Below are 14,650 nucleotides of genomic sequence, written 5' to 3' on the forward strand. Positions count from 1 at the left end.
CCGCCTGGCATCAGCCTGTCTGGCTGAGGGCATAACGGGCCGCCGCATCGTCTGTCACGAGAACGTCGAGGTAGCCACCGCGCAGAGCCGCCAGGATGGCCGGTCCCTTCTCTGCGCCACCGGCAACCCCGATGACCATGGGGATCTGCCGCAGCCCCTCAAGCCCGATCCCGATCACACGCTCATTGATGGGGTGATCGAGCGGGTTGCCTCGGTGATCCAGGTGCTCCCCACACAGGTGGCCCACGGCTCCGGCCGCCAGAATGCTCTCGAGGTCTTCCTCCGAGCGGAGCCCCTCGAACAGCGGACTCGAGTCGGTGAGATGGACGGAACCGACACCGACGACCGCGAGGTCGGCCCTCCTACCCGCGTCGAGCGATCGACGCACACGCGGGTCAGCCGTCAGGTTCTCCCGGATAGCGGCGCTCGGCACCAGGAGGGGTACGTGAAGGTACCGGCACATGCCTCCGTAGGCGGAGGCGACGGCTCGTGTGACGTCAGGGCCGTCGATCATGAAGTTCTCAGAACCGAGGGCGCCGATGATCTGAACCACGGTGACACGGTCGGTCGCCCTCGCCCTGAGGGCCTTCGCCGTGGCAGCGAGCGTTCGGCCGTTCGAGACGCCGAGCACCGTGCCGTCCTCGACGAGCGCGTCCAGGTGCTCGGCCCCGGCCCGGCCGAGGTCCGGGGTCAGCGCGTCGCCGGTGCGCCCGCCCGAGACGATGACAGAAGCGGATCTGAGTCCGAATCGCTGCTCAAGGGCCCGGGCAATGTGCTCCTCCTGGCGGAGCGGGACGCTGACCTCGATCCGCACCACGCCGAGCTCGCGCGCAGCCGTGAGCAGCCGGGACACACTGGGCCGCGATCGGTGAACACGCAGGGCGATCTCGCTCTGCGTCAGCCCCTCCTCGTAGTAGAGCCGCCCCACCTGGTACAGCAGCTGGATGTAGTCCTCGTCCTGTACGACTACCGATGGCATGGCCACGTCCTGAACATCGGTTCAAACTACACGAACAAGTGTTGACAGGCGACTCTGAGCAGGTGACCGTAGGTGGAACCTGAAGCCCCGGGACCGCTTCCCAGCGGGCAAGTTCACGCAAGGAGCACTGACGATGACGTCACGACGAACGCTTGTTTCCGCCCTCGCTCTCCTCTCTGCCCTGACCATGGCGGGGTGCGGTGGCGCGGTGGAGGGCTCAACGCCGGATGACGCAGGAGGACTCTCGCTCCGCGTAGGTGTCGTACCGGGAGTCGATGTGGGGCTGCTGTATCTCGCCGAGGAACAGGGTCTCTTCGAGGACCAGGGCCTCTCACTGGAGATCAGCGAGGTCCAGGGTCCGCAGGTCGTGACGTCGGTCATCTCCGACCAGTTCGACATCGGGTATGCCGCCTACTCACCACCCCTGTTGGCGGTCGCCGAGGGGACGGAACTGACAGTCGTGGCCGGGCTGGCAACGATTGGTGAGGCGGGGCACAACGGCGCGACCCTGGTCCGGAGCGACTCGGGCATCTCGGACTGGGCAGACCTGTCCGGTATGAAGGTGGGGGCGACCTCGCCACGGTCGCTCACCACGCTCACGCTGCAGACAGCCATCGCCCAGGACGGCGGGGCGGAGCCGGTCGAGGTCGTTCCGTTGCCACACGCCCAACTGGGTCGTGCTGTCGCTGACGGAGACGTGATGGCGGCGGCAGTGGTCGAGCCGTTCGCCTCCCAGGCCATCGCAGAGTTCGACAACCTGGAGATCCTCGGAGACTCCTCGGCAGAGGTCTTCCCGGTCGGTGGCGCCTACACCGGGTTCTTCACGACGACGGAAAAGGCCGAGGACGAGGCCGATGCCGTCGCCGCATTCCGCGCTGGTCTCACTGAAGCGGTGAAGTACGGCAACGAGCACCCGGATGAGGTCAAGACTGCGGGAGCCGAGATCGCAGGCCTGGATGTGGAGACGGCCCTGTCGTTGCCCGATTCGCACTTCGATGTCGACGTCGACCCTGCCGGCCTGGAGATCCTGGTGCAGGCGATGCTCGACCAGGGCTGGATCAACGCGGCTCCCGACCTCGACGCCTTCCTTGGGGAGTGACGTGGCGTCCACTACCGCGGTCCTGCGTCCGCCGGCCACCGCTGCTGTGCTCCGACGGTTGCAATCGTCCGAGCGTGGCTATCGAACTGTGGTCGGCGCTCTCGGTGTCGCGATCCTTGTCGCTGTCTGGGAGATGGTCAGCCGGCTCGGGCTTCTCACTCCCGACGTCGCCCCGTCCTTCCTGCAGACCGTGGCGGAATTGGGCGCGCTCGTGGTCGATCCACGGTTCCAGTCGTCCCTTGGTTTCACCCTTCGGTCGTGGGTGATCGGCTTCGTCATCACGGCCAGCCTGGCCGTGCCCGTGGGACTCTTCTTTGGCGTCAACACCCGTGCCTGGCGCTGGTTCCGTAGCACGTTCGAGGCGGTTCGACCGATACCTCCGATCGTCGTGCTGCCCCTCGCCATCCTTGTCCTCGGAGCGGGGACCTCGTTCACCACGGTCATGATCATGCAGGGCGTGTTCTGGCTGATCCTCATTCAGGTCACCTACGGCACCTCGGTGATCCCCGCGGTCACCGTGGACACCGCCAAGGTGTTCCATGTCGGGATCCTTCGCCGCTACGCGCTCTTCCGGCTCCCGTCCGCGGCTCCCATCATCACCACCGGCCTGCGCATTGCGGCCGGGATCTCGCTCGCCGTCCAGATCATGAGTGAGCTGATCGGGGGCGTTCCCGGCATCGGCCAGATGCTCATCTCGGCGCAGGCCGGCAACGACATCCCGCGGATCTATGCCCTCACCGCCTTCACCGGCCTCCTAGGGCTCGCTGTCGCCCTGGCGCTCCGCGCGGCGGAGCGGTGGTTGCTCCGCAACTTCGGACCCGGCGGAGGTGCCGAATGAAGGTGGCTCTCCATGAGCGGCTCCTCCGGGTCGCTCGCCTGATGACTCTGCCCGTCGTGCTCGTGCTCGGCTACCACCTGTGGGCCTCAGCGGGCCAGAGTCCCTTCTTCCCACCGGTGGACCAGATCCTCGAAGCGTTCATCACCACGTGGACCGGGGAGGGCTTCAGGACCCACGTCCTGCCGAGCCTGACAAACCTTGCCATTGGCTACCTGGGTGGTGTCGCCCTCGGCATTGTCGGAGGCGTCGTCCTGGCCCAGTCGCGCTTCGTCAGGACGGCGGTGGCTCCGGTCATCGCCTTCCTGCTCGCCCTGCCCGCTGTGGCGCTCGTTCCGCTGTTCATCACGGTGGTGGGCATCGGGCCGAGCATGCAGCGTGGGGTGATCGCCTTTGCGGCAACCCTCTATGTCCTCGTGAACACGACGGATGGCCTCGTCAAGGTCGACGAGGGACTGCTCGACATGGGTGCAGTGTTCCGCGTCGGCCCACTGCGTCGGATCGTGCTTATCCAGTTGCCCTCCATCGCTCCTCGTCTCCTCGGCGCCGGGCGTGCTGCCCTGTCGCTCTGCGTGCTGATCATGGTCGTGAGCGAGATGGTCGGTGCGTCGGTCGGGATCGGTGCCGTGACACTCCTTGCCCAACAGTCCTTCCAGTACCGGACCATGTGGGCGGGGATGGTGATTGTCGCGTTGATCGGCGTGGTCCTCAACGCCCTCTACGGTGCCCTCGAGCGACCCGTTCTCGCTCGTTCCGGACTCGATCCAAAGGAGACCTCCCGATGACCCTGCACAGCCTGACCACCGACCATGCCCACGCCGTTGAGGAGCTCCCGATGGACAGCCCCCACGAAACCCTCGTCTGCGTCGAAGACGTCGCCATCAGCTACGAGGGCCGGTCCGGTCGCCATGTGGCGGTCGCAGACGCAAGCTTCACCGTGCGAGCGGACGAGTTCGTCGCGCTCGTCGGGCCCTCGGGAGCAGGGAAGACGACGCTGCTGCGCACCATCGCCGGGCTGCACAAGCCACAGAGCGGTCGAGTCCTGGTCAACGGAGAGGTCGCCGACGGCCCGCCGCGCGACGTTGCGGTGGTCTTCCAGGACTACAGCCGCTCCCTGCTGGCCTGGCTGACGCTGAGAGGCAACGTCATGCTGCCGCTCCGGGTCCAGGGCCTCGGGCGCAAGGAGGCAGCACGGAGGGCTGATGACGCGCTGGCAGACGTCGGCCTCGCCGGTAAGGGCGCCTGGCATCCCTGGCAGCTCTCGGGCGGGATGCAGCAGCGCGTCGCGATCGCCCGAGCCCTGGCGTGCCGACCGCGGCTGCTGCTGATGGATGAGCCGTTCGCCTCGGTCGACGCCCAGACCCGGATGGACCTGGAGGACCTGGTCCTGCGCATCCGCGAGGACCGGGACATCTCCATCCTGATGGTCACCCACGACATCGACGAGGCGACCTACCTCGCCGACCGGGTGATCGTGCTGAGCCCCCCTCCAGCACGCGTCGCGCGCATCGTCGATGTCGACCTGCCCTCGCCGCGGTCGCAGGAGGAGACTCGCGCGACCCGGCGATATGTCGAACTGCGGACAACGATCCTGGAGCTCGTGCGCCATCGCACCGAGGACAGCGCGCAGGCGGACCGATGACGAGTCGCCTGTCAGACCGGCAGTGTGCGGCCGGTGCGGCGGAGGTCCCGTTCGAGGCGATGGGCGTGGCTCCTCCGGCACGGCCGAACATCCTCTTCGTGCTCGCCGATGACCTGGGCTGGGGCGACCTCGGGTGTTACGGCTCCCTCCAGAACGACACCCCGCACCTGGACCAGCTGGCGGCAGACGGCCTCCGTCTCACAGATGCCTACGCAGCGTCGCCGACCTGCTCGCCGACGCGGGTAGCGCTCTACACGGGGCGCTACCCGGGGCGTCTTGCTGTGGGTCTCGAGGAACCACTGCTCACGCGGGACGAACACCACGGGATCCCGCCAGGTCACCCCACGCTTCCGTCGCTGCTGCGGGACTCCGGCTACCGGACGGCGATGGTGGGCAAGTGGCACTGCGGCTGGCTTCCCTGGTTCAGCCCGCTGCGCATCGGCTTCGATGAGTTCTTCGGGAACATCGACGGTGTCGCGGACTACTACAGCCACATCGACAGCACCGGCACCCCCGACCTCTACGAGGGCGAGGAGCCCGTCGTGCGCGACGGCTACTACACCGAGCTGCTCACCGAGCGGGCGGTGAGATTCATCGAGGACCGAGCCGGTGAGGATCCCTTCTATCTGCAGCTGAACTACACGGCCCCGCACTTCCCGTGGGAGGCACCGGGGGACCGCGAGCTGAGCGACCAGGTCACGCAGGCAGTGCAGGAGAAGGGCCCCCGCGGGATGTTTCATTTCGACGGTGGCTCTCTGGACACCTACCGCCGCATGATCGCCTCGCTCGACGACGGCGTCGGCCAGGTGCTCGAGGCGCTCGAGCGCACCGGTGCCCGCGACAACACGATCGTGATCTTCGCCTCGGACAACGGCGGGGAACGGTGGGCCTTCCTGTGGCCGTTTGTCGGCTCGAAGGGCCATCTCGAGGAAGGCGGCATCCGGGTGCCGTTCATCGTGCGCTGGCCGTCCGTGCTGCGAGCCGGAACCGTCACGAACGAGCCGGTGATCACGATGGACTGGACTGCCACCCTGCTCGACGCCGCGGGGTGCACGCCTGATCCGGACTACCCGCTTGACGGCCAGTCATTGCTGCCGTGGCTCGTTGGGGGAGTGCCACTCGGGGAGCGGTCGCTGAGGTGGCGCACGCGCAGCCAGGGCGCCGTTCGACGTGGCCGGTTCAAGATGGTGCACGACCGCCGCGCCAAGCCGCTGTGGCACATGGATGACGACGTGCCAGCGTCGCGGACGAAGCTCTATGACCTCGGTGTCGACGGGCGCGAGATGGCCGACGTGTCGGCCCACCATCCGCAGGTGTGCGCCGACCTGCTGCGGGAGTTCACCGCCATGGACGAGGAGCTCCTGCCCTATGAGCAGAGCGAGCCGCTCGAGGGAGTGGCGGGCATCGGGCTGCGCGACTAGGTGAACTGCCCGGACAGGTTGGTCGAGTGAGTGTGACGACACGGTGTGAGATGACGTGAAGGGAGGACCCTCCCGCGGTTGAGTGGAACTGCTGAAGGTTCACTCGACAGGAAGGTCCTCCCGATGTCCCACGCTAATGCAGCGCTGACTCCCCGCGTGCTCAGTCGGTCTGCTCGGTCAGGCCGGCATCGTGGACGACGAGGGCGATCTGGGTGCGGTTGGCCGCGCCGAGCTTGACCAGCACGCGTGAGACATGCGCCTTGACGGTCGGGACGCCCATGTAGAGCCGCGCCGCGATCTGGGCGTTGGACCAGCCCTGCCCGATCGCGACGGCGACCTCGTGCTCGCGGTCGGTCAGCTGTTCCAGCAGCTGGAGCGCGCGCTCGCGTCTGGCCTCCCCGTTGCCGCCGGCGAGCCGCTGCACCCCGCCGGCCACCCGGGCGATGAGCTGCTGGGTCACGGAGGGGGACAGGCGCGGCTCGCCGTCCCGCACGACGGCGCGCACCGCCTCGACGAGGTGCTCCGGCCGGGTGCTCTTGAGCAGGAAGCCGTGGGCGCCGATGCGCAGCGCCTCAAGGACCATGTCGTCAGTGTCGAAGGTGGTCAGCACGATCACCCGGGGCGGGTCCTCGCGAGCGAGCAGCTCGGCCGTGGCAGCCAACCCGTCCATGCGGGGCATCCGGATGTCCATGAGGACCACGTCCGGCTTGAGCTGCGCCACGAGGTCCACGCCGGCGCGCCCGTCGCCGGCCTCGCCCACCACCTCGAGGTCGGGCGCGCCCCCCAGGATCAGCCCGAGGCCGGTGCGCACGAGGGCGTCGTCGTCGACGAGCACGACCGAGATCGGCGCGTCGGCCCGGCTCGGGTCCGGGGATGCAGGGGTCACGGGGTCCACGGTAGCCAGGCGCGCACGACGAAGCGTCCGGACCGGTCCGTGCCGTAGCTGAGCTGGCCGCCGCTGAGCACCGCGCGCTCCGCGAGCCCGAGCAGGCCCATGCCGGACCCGCTCGCCCGGGCCGCGTCGGTGTGCGGCGACGTGCCGTACGGTCCGGGCTGGTTGACGACGGTGAGATCCAGGCCGACGCCGGCGCCACCGGAGAGCGAGACCGTGACCGGTTGTCCACCGGCGTGCTTGCGCGCGTTGGTCAGGCCCTCCTGCACGATCCGGTAGGCGTGGCGGCTGATCGCCTCGGGCACGGTCCCGGGGTCCACCCGCAGAGTCGTCACGACCGGGGTGCCTCCCGCCCGCACCTCCTCGAGCAGCTCGGTCAGCTGGGAGAGGTCCGGCTGCGGTCCGCGGGGCTGGGCGGGCTCGTCGCTCCCGCGCAGCACACCCAGCACGGTGCGCAGCTCCTGCACGGCCTGGTCGGCGTTGTCCCGGACGGTGCCGGCGATCTCGCGCACCTGCTCGGGCGGCAGGTCCTCGCGGTAGCTCAGGACGCCCGCGTTCATCGCGATCAGGCTGATCCGGTGAGCCAGCACGTCGTGCATCTCCCGCGCGATCCGGGCCCGCTCGGTCGCCCGCGCCTGCTCGACCCGCCGGCCCTGCTCGCGCTCGGCCGACTCGGCCCGCTCGCGCAGCGCCGCGATGTTGTCCCGCCGCACCCCGATCGAGTAGCCGACGGCGATACAGGTCGCCAGGACCAGCGCCTGGATGATGAGGTTGGGGACCCACCACCACTCGCCCGTCGCGAACGCGGTCGGAGGGAAGAGCCAGTCCCAGGCGAACCCGGTCACCAGGAACACCGGCACGAGCAGCACGTGGTCCTGCCAGCGGCGACGGGTAGCCAGGGACACGATCGCCAGGGCCGAGGCCCCTGCGGCCGTGACCGCGACCGCGGAGATGAGGACCAGGGCGAAGGCCACCGGCAGCGGCCACCGTCTCCGCAGGAGCAGCAGGCCGACGGAGGCCACCCCGATCACCGGATCGGCGCCGAAGAACCACCACCCCGGGACGTCACGTCCCTCGACCCCGATGCTGCCCCAGGCCCCGAGCCACAGCAGGAGACCGAGCACCGCGGCGAGCAGGAGACGCCAGGTCTCCCCCCAGCGGGTCGTCGGTGGTTGGCCTGGTCGCACACCCCGACCATAGGTCGTCCGAGCCGGGCCCAGCAGCAGCCGAAGGTCTGCGACCCGGCGACAGACGGCATACCAAGGTATGACGCAGGTCCAGTCTGTGGACGGATGTGCCGGAGGCCTGTGGTCCCGCAGGCTAGAGGCATGATTCAGGTACAGAACCTTGTGAAGACGTACGGGGACTTCACTGCCGTGGACGACGTGTCGTTCACCGCCGAGGCTGGACGGGTGACCGGGTTCCTCGGTCCCAACGGGGCGGGCAAGTCCACCACCATGCGGGTGATGACCGGGCTCACCCCGGCCACCTCGGGCACCGCGACGGTGCTCGACACGCCCTACGAACAGCTCACCAACCCCGGGCGGCACGTGGGGGTGCTGCTCGACGCCTCGGCCCAGCACGCCGGCCGCACCGGCCGTGAGGTGCTCAGCCTCGGCGCGCTGACCCTCGGCATCGACCGGCGCCGGGTCGACCAGATGCTCGAGGTCGTCGGTCTGACCCCCAAGGAGGCGGGGCGGCGCGTCCGGAACTACTCCCTGGGGATGCGGCAGCGCCTCGGCCTGGCCAACGCGCTGCTCGGCGACCCGAAGGTGCTGATCCTCGACGAGCCCGCCAACGGCCTGGACCCTGCGGGCATCCGCTGGATGCGGGACCTGCTGGGCACCTTCGCCGCCGAGGGCGGCACCGTGCTGCTCTCCTCCCACCTGCTCCACGAGATCGAGCGGATCGCCGACGACATCGTCGTCATCGGGCGGGGACGCATCGTGGCCTCCGGCACCAAGGAGGAGCTGTTGCGCCCCTCCGGGTGCCTGGTGCGCAGCATGGACGACGCCGCCCTGCAGGCGGCCCTGCAGGAGGCCGGGATGGACGTCACCGTCCTGCCCAGCGGCGCCCTGCAGGTCGAGGCGGAGACCGCCGCGGTCGGTCAGGTCGCGGCAGGCCGGGGCCTCGCGCTCATCGAGCTGCGCGGGGCGGACAGCCAGGGCCTGGAGGAGATGTTCCTCACCCTCACCTCTGACGACGCACGACAGGAGACGGCAGCATGAGCACGACGACAGTGCAGACCGAGGCGCCCAGGGTGGCGCCGGCCCGCGGCGGGTTCCACCTGCCGACCATCGACACCCCCATCACGGCGGTCTCCTTCAGCCGGCTGGTCGGGGTCGAGGCCCGCAAGCAGGTCGACACCCTGGCCGGGCGCTGGTTCCTGATCTTCCTGGGCGTGGTGATCGTCATCGCGATGACGATCATGCTCTTCGTCGACGGCGGTGACCACAACTACGGGTCCTACCTCGCGGCGGCGGCCGTGCCCCTCGGTATCGGTCTGCCAGTGCTCGGCATCCTCTCCGCCACCCAGGAGTGGAGCCAGCGCACCGCGATGACGACCTTCGCTCTCGAGCCGCGCCGCGGCCGGGTGATCTGGGCGAAGGTCGTCAGCACTGTGCTGATCGGCCTGGGTGCGGTCGCGCTGACCCTCGTCCTCGGCGCGGTCGGCCGGCTGCTCGGTGACCTGCGCGGGGCGGAGACCCCCTGGGGCTTCGACGGGTGGTCCATCGCCGGCATGACGCTGATGATGCTGCTGTACGTGCTGCAGGGCCTGGCCTTCGGCCTGGCGCTGCTCAACACGCCGGCGGCGATCGTGGCCTACTTCGCCCTCCCGACCCTGATGCCGCTGATGAACCTGGTCAGCTGGCTACGGACGCCCTACGAGTGGATCGACCTGACCATGACGACCGCGCCCCTCCCGTCCGGGGCGGCAATGACTGGCGAGCAGTGGGCACAGCTCGCCGTATCGGTGGCACTGTGGGTTGGAGTCCCACTCGCCATCGGGGTGTGGCGCGTGCTGCGCCGCGAGGTCAAGTGACCTGCGCGTAGCCGCCGAGGGGTCACGGTGACCTGACGGTAGATGCCACCCCCACTTCGGGGAAAAGGGCGTCGGCGGGGCCTGGGGGCAGGCCCCGCCGACGTCTGCCCGCGCGCAGCGATCCGCGACCTGGGATAACGAGACGGTATCGGTTGCGTTTCTAGGTGGTCAGTTGTGCTCGGGATGGTGCAGAGTTGGTCGGGATCACCGGCTGATCCGTGGCCCCGAAGCCAGGGCACGGGCCCTCCAGGAAGGCACGAACAATGAAGTCACGCACCCGGGTGCTGGCGGCCACCCTCTCGGCCACCTTCCTGCTGACCGCGTGCAACGCGGGCTCCTCCACCGATGATCCGACCGACGCGGGCGGCGTCACCGACGGGGGCTCCGGCACCGCCGCCCCGGGTGGCGAGGACATGGTCCGGATCGGCCTGGTGGCCGAGCCCGCGAGCCTGGACTTCACCACCACGGACGGTGCCGCGATCCCGCAGGCGCTCCTCTACAACGTCTACGAGACGCTGGTGAAGGTCGACCAGAGCGGTGAGGTCGTGCCGGCGCTCGCCTCCGAGTGGACGGTCAGCGAGGACGGCCTGACCTACACCTTCACCCTCGAGGAGGGTGTCACCTTCAGCAACGGCGAGACCTTCACCGCGGAGGACGTGGTGAGCTCCTTCCAGGCGGTCCAGAACGACTGGACGGTCAGCCTGAAGAGCCAGTTCGACATCATCGAGAAGGTCGAGGCGCCCAGCGACACCGAGGTCGTCGTCACGCTGGCCCACCCGAGCAACACCTTCCTCTACAGCCTGACCACCAGGGTCGGCGCGATCTTCGACTCCAACAGCGTGGAGGAGCTCGCCACCCGCCCCATCGGCACGGGCCCCTACACCTTCGGCGAGTGGAACCGCGGCGCGTCGATCTCGCTCCAGCGCAACTCGGACTACTGGGGCGAGGAGCCCTACTTCGACCAGGTGGTGCTGGCCTACTTCGATGACGCCACCGCACTGAACAACGCGATGCTCACCGACGGTGTCGACGTCGTGGGCACAGTCCAGGCCCCCGAGGCGCTGTCGGAGTTCGAGAGCGGCGACTACGAGATCATCGAGGGCACGACCAACGGCGAGGTGGTGCTCAGCTTCAACAACAGCACCGCCCCGTTCAACGACCTGCGGGTCCGCCAGGCGGCCCGCCACGCGATCAACCACCAGGCCCTGCTGGACACCTGCTGGGACGGGCGCGGCGAGCTGATCGGCAGCATGGTCCCGCCGACCGACCCCTGGTTCGAGGACCGCACCGGCGACTACCCCTACGACGTCGAGGCCGCCAAGGACCTGCTGGCCGAGGCCGGTGCCGAGGGCGTCGAGGTCCGGCTGCGGATCCCCACGCTGCCCTACGCCCAGAGCTGCGGGCCGGTCGTCGAGAGCATGCTCGAGGAGGCCGGCTTCGCGGTCACCATCGACGACCTCGAGTTCCCCGCGGCCTGGGTCGAGGACGTCTTCACCAACGCGGACTACGAGATGTCGATCGTCGCGCACGTGGAGCCCCGCGACCTGGGGAACGTCTTCGGCAACCCGGACTACTACATCCGCTACGGCACCCCGGAGCTGCGCGCCCTCCTGGAGGAGGCCGACGCCGGCACTGAGGAGCAGCAGATCGCGAAGATGAAGGAAGCGGCCGCGCTCGTCTCCCAGGACGCCGCGTCCGACTTCCTCTTCCTCCTGCCCAACCTGATCGTCGCGGACCCCGGCATCACCGGTCTGCCGCAGAACGCGATCACCGAGTCCTTCGACCTCTCGCAGCTCGCCCGCGAGTGAGCCGAGCCTGACCCCGTGCTGCTCCGACTGGCACGACGTTTTCTGGTGCTCCTGGTCAGCCTCGCGGTGGCCTCGGTGCTGGTGTTCGCGTTCATGCAGGTGCTGCCGGGTGACCCGGCGCGGGTTGCCCTGGGCATGAACTCCTCGGACGAGGCGGTGGCGCAGCTGCGTGAGCAGTTCGGCCTGGACCGTCCGTTGCTGGTGCAGTATGCCGACTGGCTGGGTGGCGTCGTGACGCTCGACCTGGGCGTGGAGTGGGTGAGCAAGGCCCCGATCGCCCCGCAGCTGGTCGACCGGCTGGCGGTGACGGGGTGGCTGGTGATCACCGCGATGGTGCTGGCGCTGGTGATCGCGCTGCCGGTCGGCACGTGGATGGCGGTGCGCCACCGGCACGCCGACGGGGTGCTCCTCTCGGCGATCTCGCAGGTCGGCGTCGCCGTGCCGGCCTTCCTGGCCGGCATCATCCTGATCACCTACTTCGCCAAGCGCTGGCAGTGGTTCCCCTCCGGCGGGTGGGTGCCACCGGCCGAGGACCCTGTCCAGTTCCTCCTCAGGCTGGCGCTGCCGGCGATCTCACTCGCACTGGTGCAGGCGTCGATGCTGGCCCGATACGTCCGCAGTGCCGTGCTCGAGGTGCTGCGCGAGGACTACCTGCGCACCGCGCGCGCCAAGGGGCTGCGCCCCATGCAGGCCCTGACCAGGCACGGGCTGCGCAACGCCGCCGTCCCGATCGTCACCGTGCTGGGCCTGCAGCTGGCGACCCTGCTGATCGGCGCCGTCGTCGTGGAGCGGGTCTTCGTGATCCCCGGCCTGGGCAGCTTCCTGCTCGACTCGGTCGCGGCGCGCGAGCTGATCACGGTGCAGACGATCGTGATGGTCCTGGTCGCGGCCGTGCTCATCATCAACTTCCTGGTCGACACGGTCTATCTGCTGATCGACCCGCGCCTGCGGGTGGGCCACCGGTGAGCGGCCGCCGGCTCAACGCGCCCCTGCTCATCGGCGGGGCGCTGGTCCTGCTGGTGGTCGCGATGGCGCTGGTCTCCTACGTCTGGACGCCGTACGAGTTCAAGTTCCTGCCCGTCCCGAAGGAGCAGACCCCCAACGCCGAGCACTGGCTGGGCACGGACCGCTCGGCCCGGGATGTGCTCACCCAGATCCTGCTGGGGGCGCGGACCACCCTGTTCGTGGGGGTCGTCGCGGTCGGCGTCGCCGCCGTCATCGGGGTGCCGATCGGCATCCTCGCTGCCATGTCGCCGGGCGGCTTCGGGCAGTTCATCATGCGCGGCAACGACATCCTGCTCGCCTTCCCGGCGCTCCTGCTGGCGATCATGTTCTCCGCGCTCTACGGGGGCGGCACGCTGATCGCCATGATCGCGATCGGGATCGCCACGATCCCGGCGTTCGCCCGGATCGTCCGGTCCGGGGCGCTGCAGGTGATCAACACCGAGTACGTCGCGGCGTCCCGGGTCGCCGGCCACGGTCCGCTGGCGATCGCCCGCAAGCACGTGCTCCCCAACGTGATCGGCCTGGTGATCGTGCAGGCGTCGGTGTCCTTCGCGATCGCGATCCTCGCCGAGGCGGCCCTGTCCTACCTGGGCCTGGGGACGCCGACCGGTCAGCCGTCGTGGGGCCGGATGCTCCTGGAGTCGCAGAACGTGCTGCACCGTTCCCCGCACCTGGCGATCATCCCCGGCGCCGCGATCGCCCTGGCCGTGCTGGGCTTCAACCTCTTCGGTGACGGCCTGCGCGACTACCTCGACCCGAAGCTGGAGGGCCGATGACCACCACCCCCGACCGAGCGCGTGGTGGCGCGAGAAACAACCCGACCGAGCGCGCGGTGACCCGGGAGTCAGCCCCACCGGACGCGCCGGCTCGCGAGACCGTGCTGACCGTCGAGGGGCTGGACGTGCACGCCGGGTCCACCCGGCTGCTGCACGACGTGACCTTCTCCATCCAACGCGGCGAGCGGGTCGGTCTGATCGGCGAGTCCGGCTCGGGCAAGTCGCTCACGGCCCTGGCCGTGATGGGACTGCTCGCCGAGGGCGTGACCGCCACGGGCCAGGTCCGCCTCGCGGGCCACGACACCGAGCTGCTCGGCGCCTCGGAGCGGCGGATGAGTCAGCTCCGCGGCGACCGGATGGCGATGATCTTCCAGGAGCCGATGACGGCGCTGAACCCGACGATGAAGGTCGGTCGTCAGGTGGCCGAGGTGCTGACCCAGCACCGCACAGCGGACCGACGGGCGGCGGCGCGACGAGCCGTGGAGCTGCTCGGCCAGGTCGGGCTGCCCGACCCCAGAGCAGTCGCCCGGTCCTATCCTCACCAGCTCTCCGGCGGGCAGCGGCAGCGCGTGGTTGCTGCCATCGCGCTGGCCAACGACCCGCTGCTGCTGGTCTGTGACGAGCCGACGACAGCGCTCGACGTCACGGTGCAGGCCCTCGTGCTCGACCTGATCGTGCGTGGCGTCGAGGACCGGGACGCCGCCATGCTGTTCATCACCCACGACCTCGCTGTCGTCGCGACCGTGTGCGAGCGGGTGCTGGTCATGTACGGCGGACGCATCGTGGAGGCCGGCCCGGTCACCGAGGTGCTGGGCGACCCGCAGCACCGCTACACCCAGGGGCTGGTCGCCGCCAGCGACCTCGAGCGGGCCCGGACGGGACCGGGACGCCAGCCGCTGGACACCATCGCCGGCAACGTGCCGCCTGCCGGGCGGTTCCCGGACGGCTGTGTGTTCCGGAACCGGTGTGCCTTCGCGACCGAGGTCTGCGAGCAGGTCCCGCCGTGGACGCCGCGCGGCCGACACGAGGCCGGCGAGCACGCGTCGGGCTACGCCTGCTTCCATCCCGTCGGGAGTGAGACCGGTGAGTGACACAGGCACACCACACGACGCGCCCGGTGGGAGTGAAACACCACCACACGGTGCGCCCG

Annotated in this window: 14 protein-coding genes; 11 read left to right on the forward strand and 3 right to left on the reverse strand. The window is 69.5% G+C overall.

Going from position 1 to position 14,650, the window contains the following annotated elements; translation table 11 throughout:
• Positions 1-10: 10 nt before the first annotated feature.
• On the reverse strand, positions 11-928 hold the full coding sequence (locus DA085_RS08365; protein WP_161958452.1) for a sugar-binding transcriptional regulator: 918 nt from the start codon (positions 926-928) through the stop codon (positions 11-13).
• A gap of 238 nt (positions 929-1,166) precedes the next feature.
• Here DA085_RS08365 and DA085_RS08370 point away from each other — a divergent pair, with 238 nt between their 5' ends.
• The 5 genes from DA085_RS08370 (at position 1,167) to DA085_RS08390 (ending at position 5,976) form a co-directional block, all read left to right on the forward strand.
• Positions 1,167-2,078 carry an ABC transporter substrate-binding protein gene (locus tag DA085_RS08370; protein ID WP_272914483.1) on the forward strand — a complete coding sequence of 304 codons (912 nt, stop codon included), beginning with the start codon at positions 1,167-1,169 and terminating at the stop codon, positions 2,076-2,078.
• An 88-nt stretch (positions 2,079-2,166) separates the two neighbouring features.
• Complete coding sequence (locus tag DA085_RS08375) at positions 2,167-2,916, forward strand: ABC transporter permease (protein ID WP_161958454.1); 750 nt, start codon at positions 2,167-2,169, stop codon at positions 2,914-2,916.
• Positions 2,917-2,972: 56 nt separating this feature from the next.
• Entirely contained in the window at positions 2,973-3,698 is a 726-nt protein-coding gene (locus tag DA085_RS08380) for an ABC transporter permease (RefSeq protein ID WP_161958455.1), read from the forward strand.
• On the forward strand, positions 3,695-4,555 hold the full coding sequence (locus DA085_RS08385) for an ABC transporter ATP-binding protein (RefSeq protein WP_109472507.1): 861 nt from the start codon (positions 3,695-3,697) through the stop codon (positions 4,553-4,555). The genes DA085_RS08380 and DA085_RS08385 overlap by 4 nt, the downstream gene beginning before the upstream one ends.
• Complete coding sequence (locus DA085_RS08390) at positions 4,552-5,976, forward strand: sulfatase-like hydrolase/transferase (RefSeq protein ID WP_109472508.1); 1,425 nt, start codon at positions 4,552-4,554, stop codon at positions 5,974-5,976. Before DA085_RS08385 ends, DA085_RS08390 begins: the two co-directional genes overlap by 4 nt.
• Positions 5,977-6,136: 160 nt before the next feature.
• Here DA085_RS08390 and DA085_RS08395 read toward each other — a convergent pair whose 3' ends face one another.
• Both DA085_RS08395 and DA085_RS08400 read right to left on the reverse strand, forming a co-directional pair.
• On the reverse strand, positions 6,137-6,862 hold the full coding sequence (locus DA085_RS08395; protein ID WP_237565388.1) for a response regulator transcription factor: 726 nt from the start codon (positions 6,860-6,862) through the stop codon (positions 6,137-6,139).
• Entirely contained in the window at positions 6,859-8,055 is a 1,197-nt protein-coding gene (locus DA085_RS08400) for a sensor histidine kinase (protein ID WP_109472509.1), read from the reverse strand. The genes DA085_RS08395 and DA085_RS08400 overlap by 4 nt, the downstream gene beginning before the upstream one ends.
• Positions 8,056-8,196: 141 nt before the next feature.
• Here DA085_RS08400 and DA085_RS08405 point away from each other — a divergent pair, with 141 nt between their 5' ends.
• The 6 genes from DA085_RS08405 (at position 8,197) to DA085_RS21935 (ending at position 14,591) form a co-directional block, all read left to right on the forward strand.
• Positions 8,197-9,096 carry an ABC transporter ATP-binding protein gene (locus DA085_RS08405; RefSeq protein ID WP_109472510.1) on the forward strand — a complete coding sequence of 300 codons (900 nt, stop codon included), beginning with the start codon at positions 8,197-8,199 and terminating at the stop codon, positions 9,094-9,096.
• Positions 9,093-9,911 carry an ABC transporter permease gene (locus DA085_RS08410; protein WP_109472511.1) on the forward strand — a complete coding sequence of 273 codons (819 nt, stop codon included), beginning with the start codon at positions 9,093-9,095 and terminating at the stop codon, positions 9,909-9,911. The genes DA085_RS08405 and DA085_RS08410 overlap by 4 nt, the downstream gene beginning before the upstream one ends.
• A gap of 263 nt (positions 9,912-10,174) precedes the next feature.
• Entirely contained in the window at positions 10,175-11,719 is a 1,545-nt protein-coding gene (locus tag DA085_RS08415) for an ABC transporter substrate-binding protein (protein WP_109472512.1), read from the forward strand.
• Positions 11,720-11,734: 15 nt separating this feature from the next.
• A complete protein-coding gene (locus tag DA085_RS08420; protein WP_109472513.1) occupies positions 11,735-12,685 on the forward strand; it encodes an ABC transporter permease in 951 nt (316 codons plus the stop codon).
• Entirely contained in the window at positions 12,682-13,500 is an 819-nt protein-coding gene (locus tag DA085_RS08425; protein WP_237565389.1) for an ABC transporter permease, read from the forward strand. The genes DA085_RS08420 and DA085_RS08425 overlap by 4 nt, the downstream gene beginning before the upstream one ends.
• Positions 13,497-14,591, forward strand: coding sequence for an oligopeptide/dipeptide ABC transporter ATP-binding protein (locus DA085_RS21935; RefSeq protein ID WP_109472514.1), 1,095 nt, complete (start codon positions 13,497-13,499; stop codon positions 14,589-14,591). The genes DA085_RS08425 and DA085_RS21935 overlap by 4 nt, the downstream gene beginning before the upstream one ends.
• The last annotated feature ends 59 nt before the right edge of the window (positions 14,592-14,650 follow it).

The sequence above is a fragment of the Ornithinimicrobium cavernae genome (genome assembly GCF_003121625.1).
In the GTDB taxonomy this organism is placed as follows: Bacteria; Actinomycetota; Actinomycetes; order Actinomycetales; family Dermatophilaceae; genus Ornithinicoccus; species Ornithinicoccus cavernae.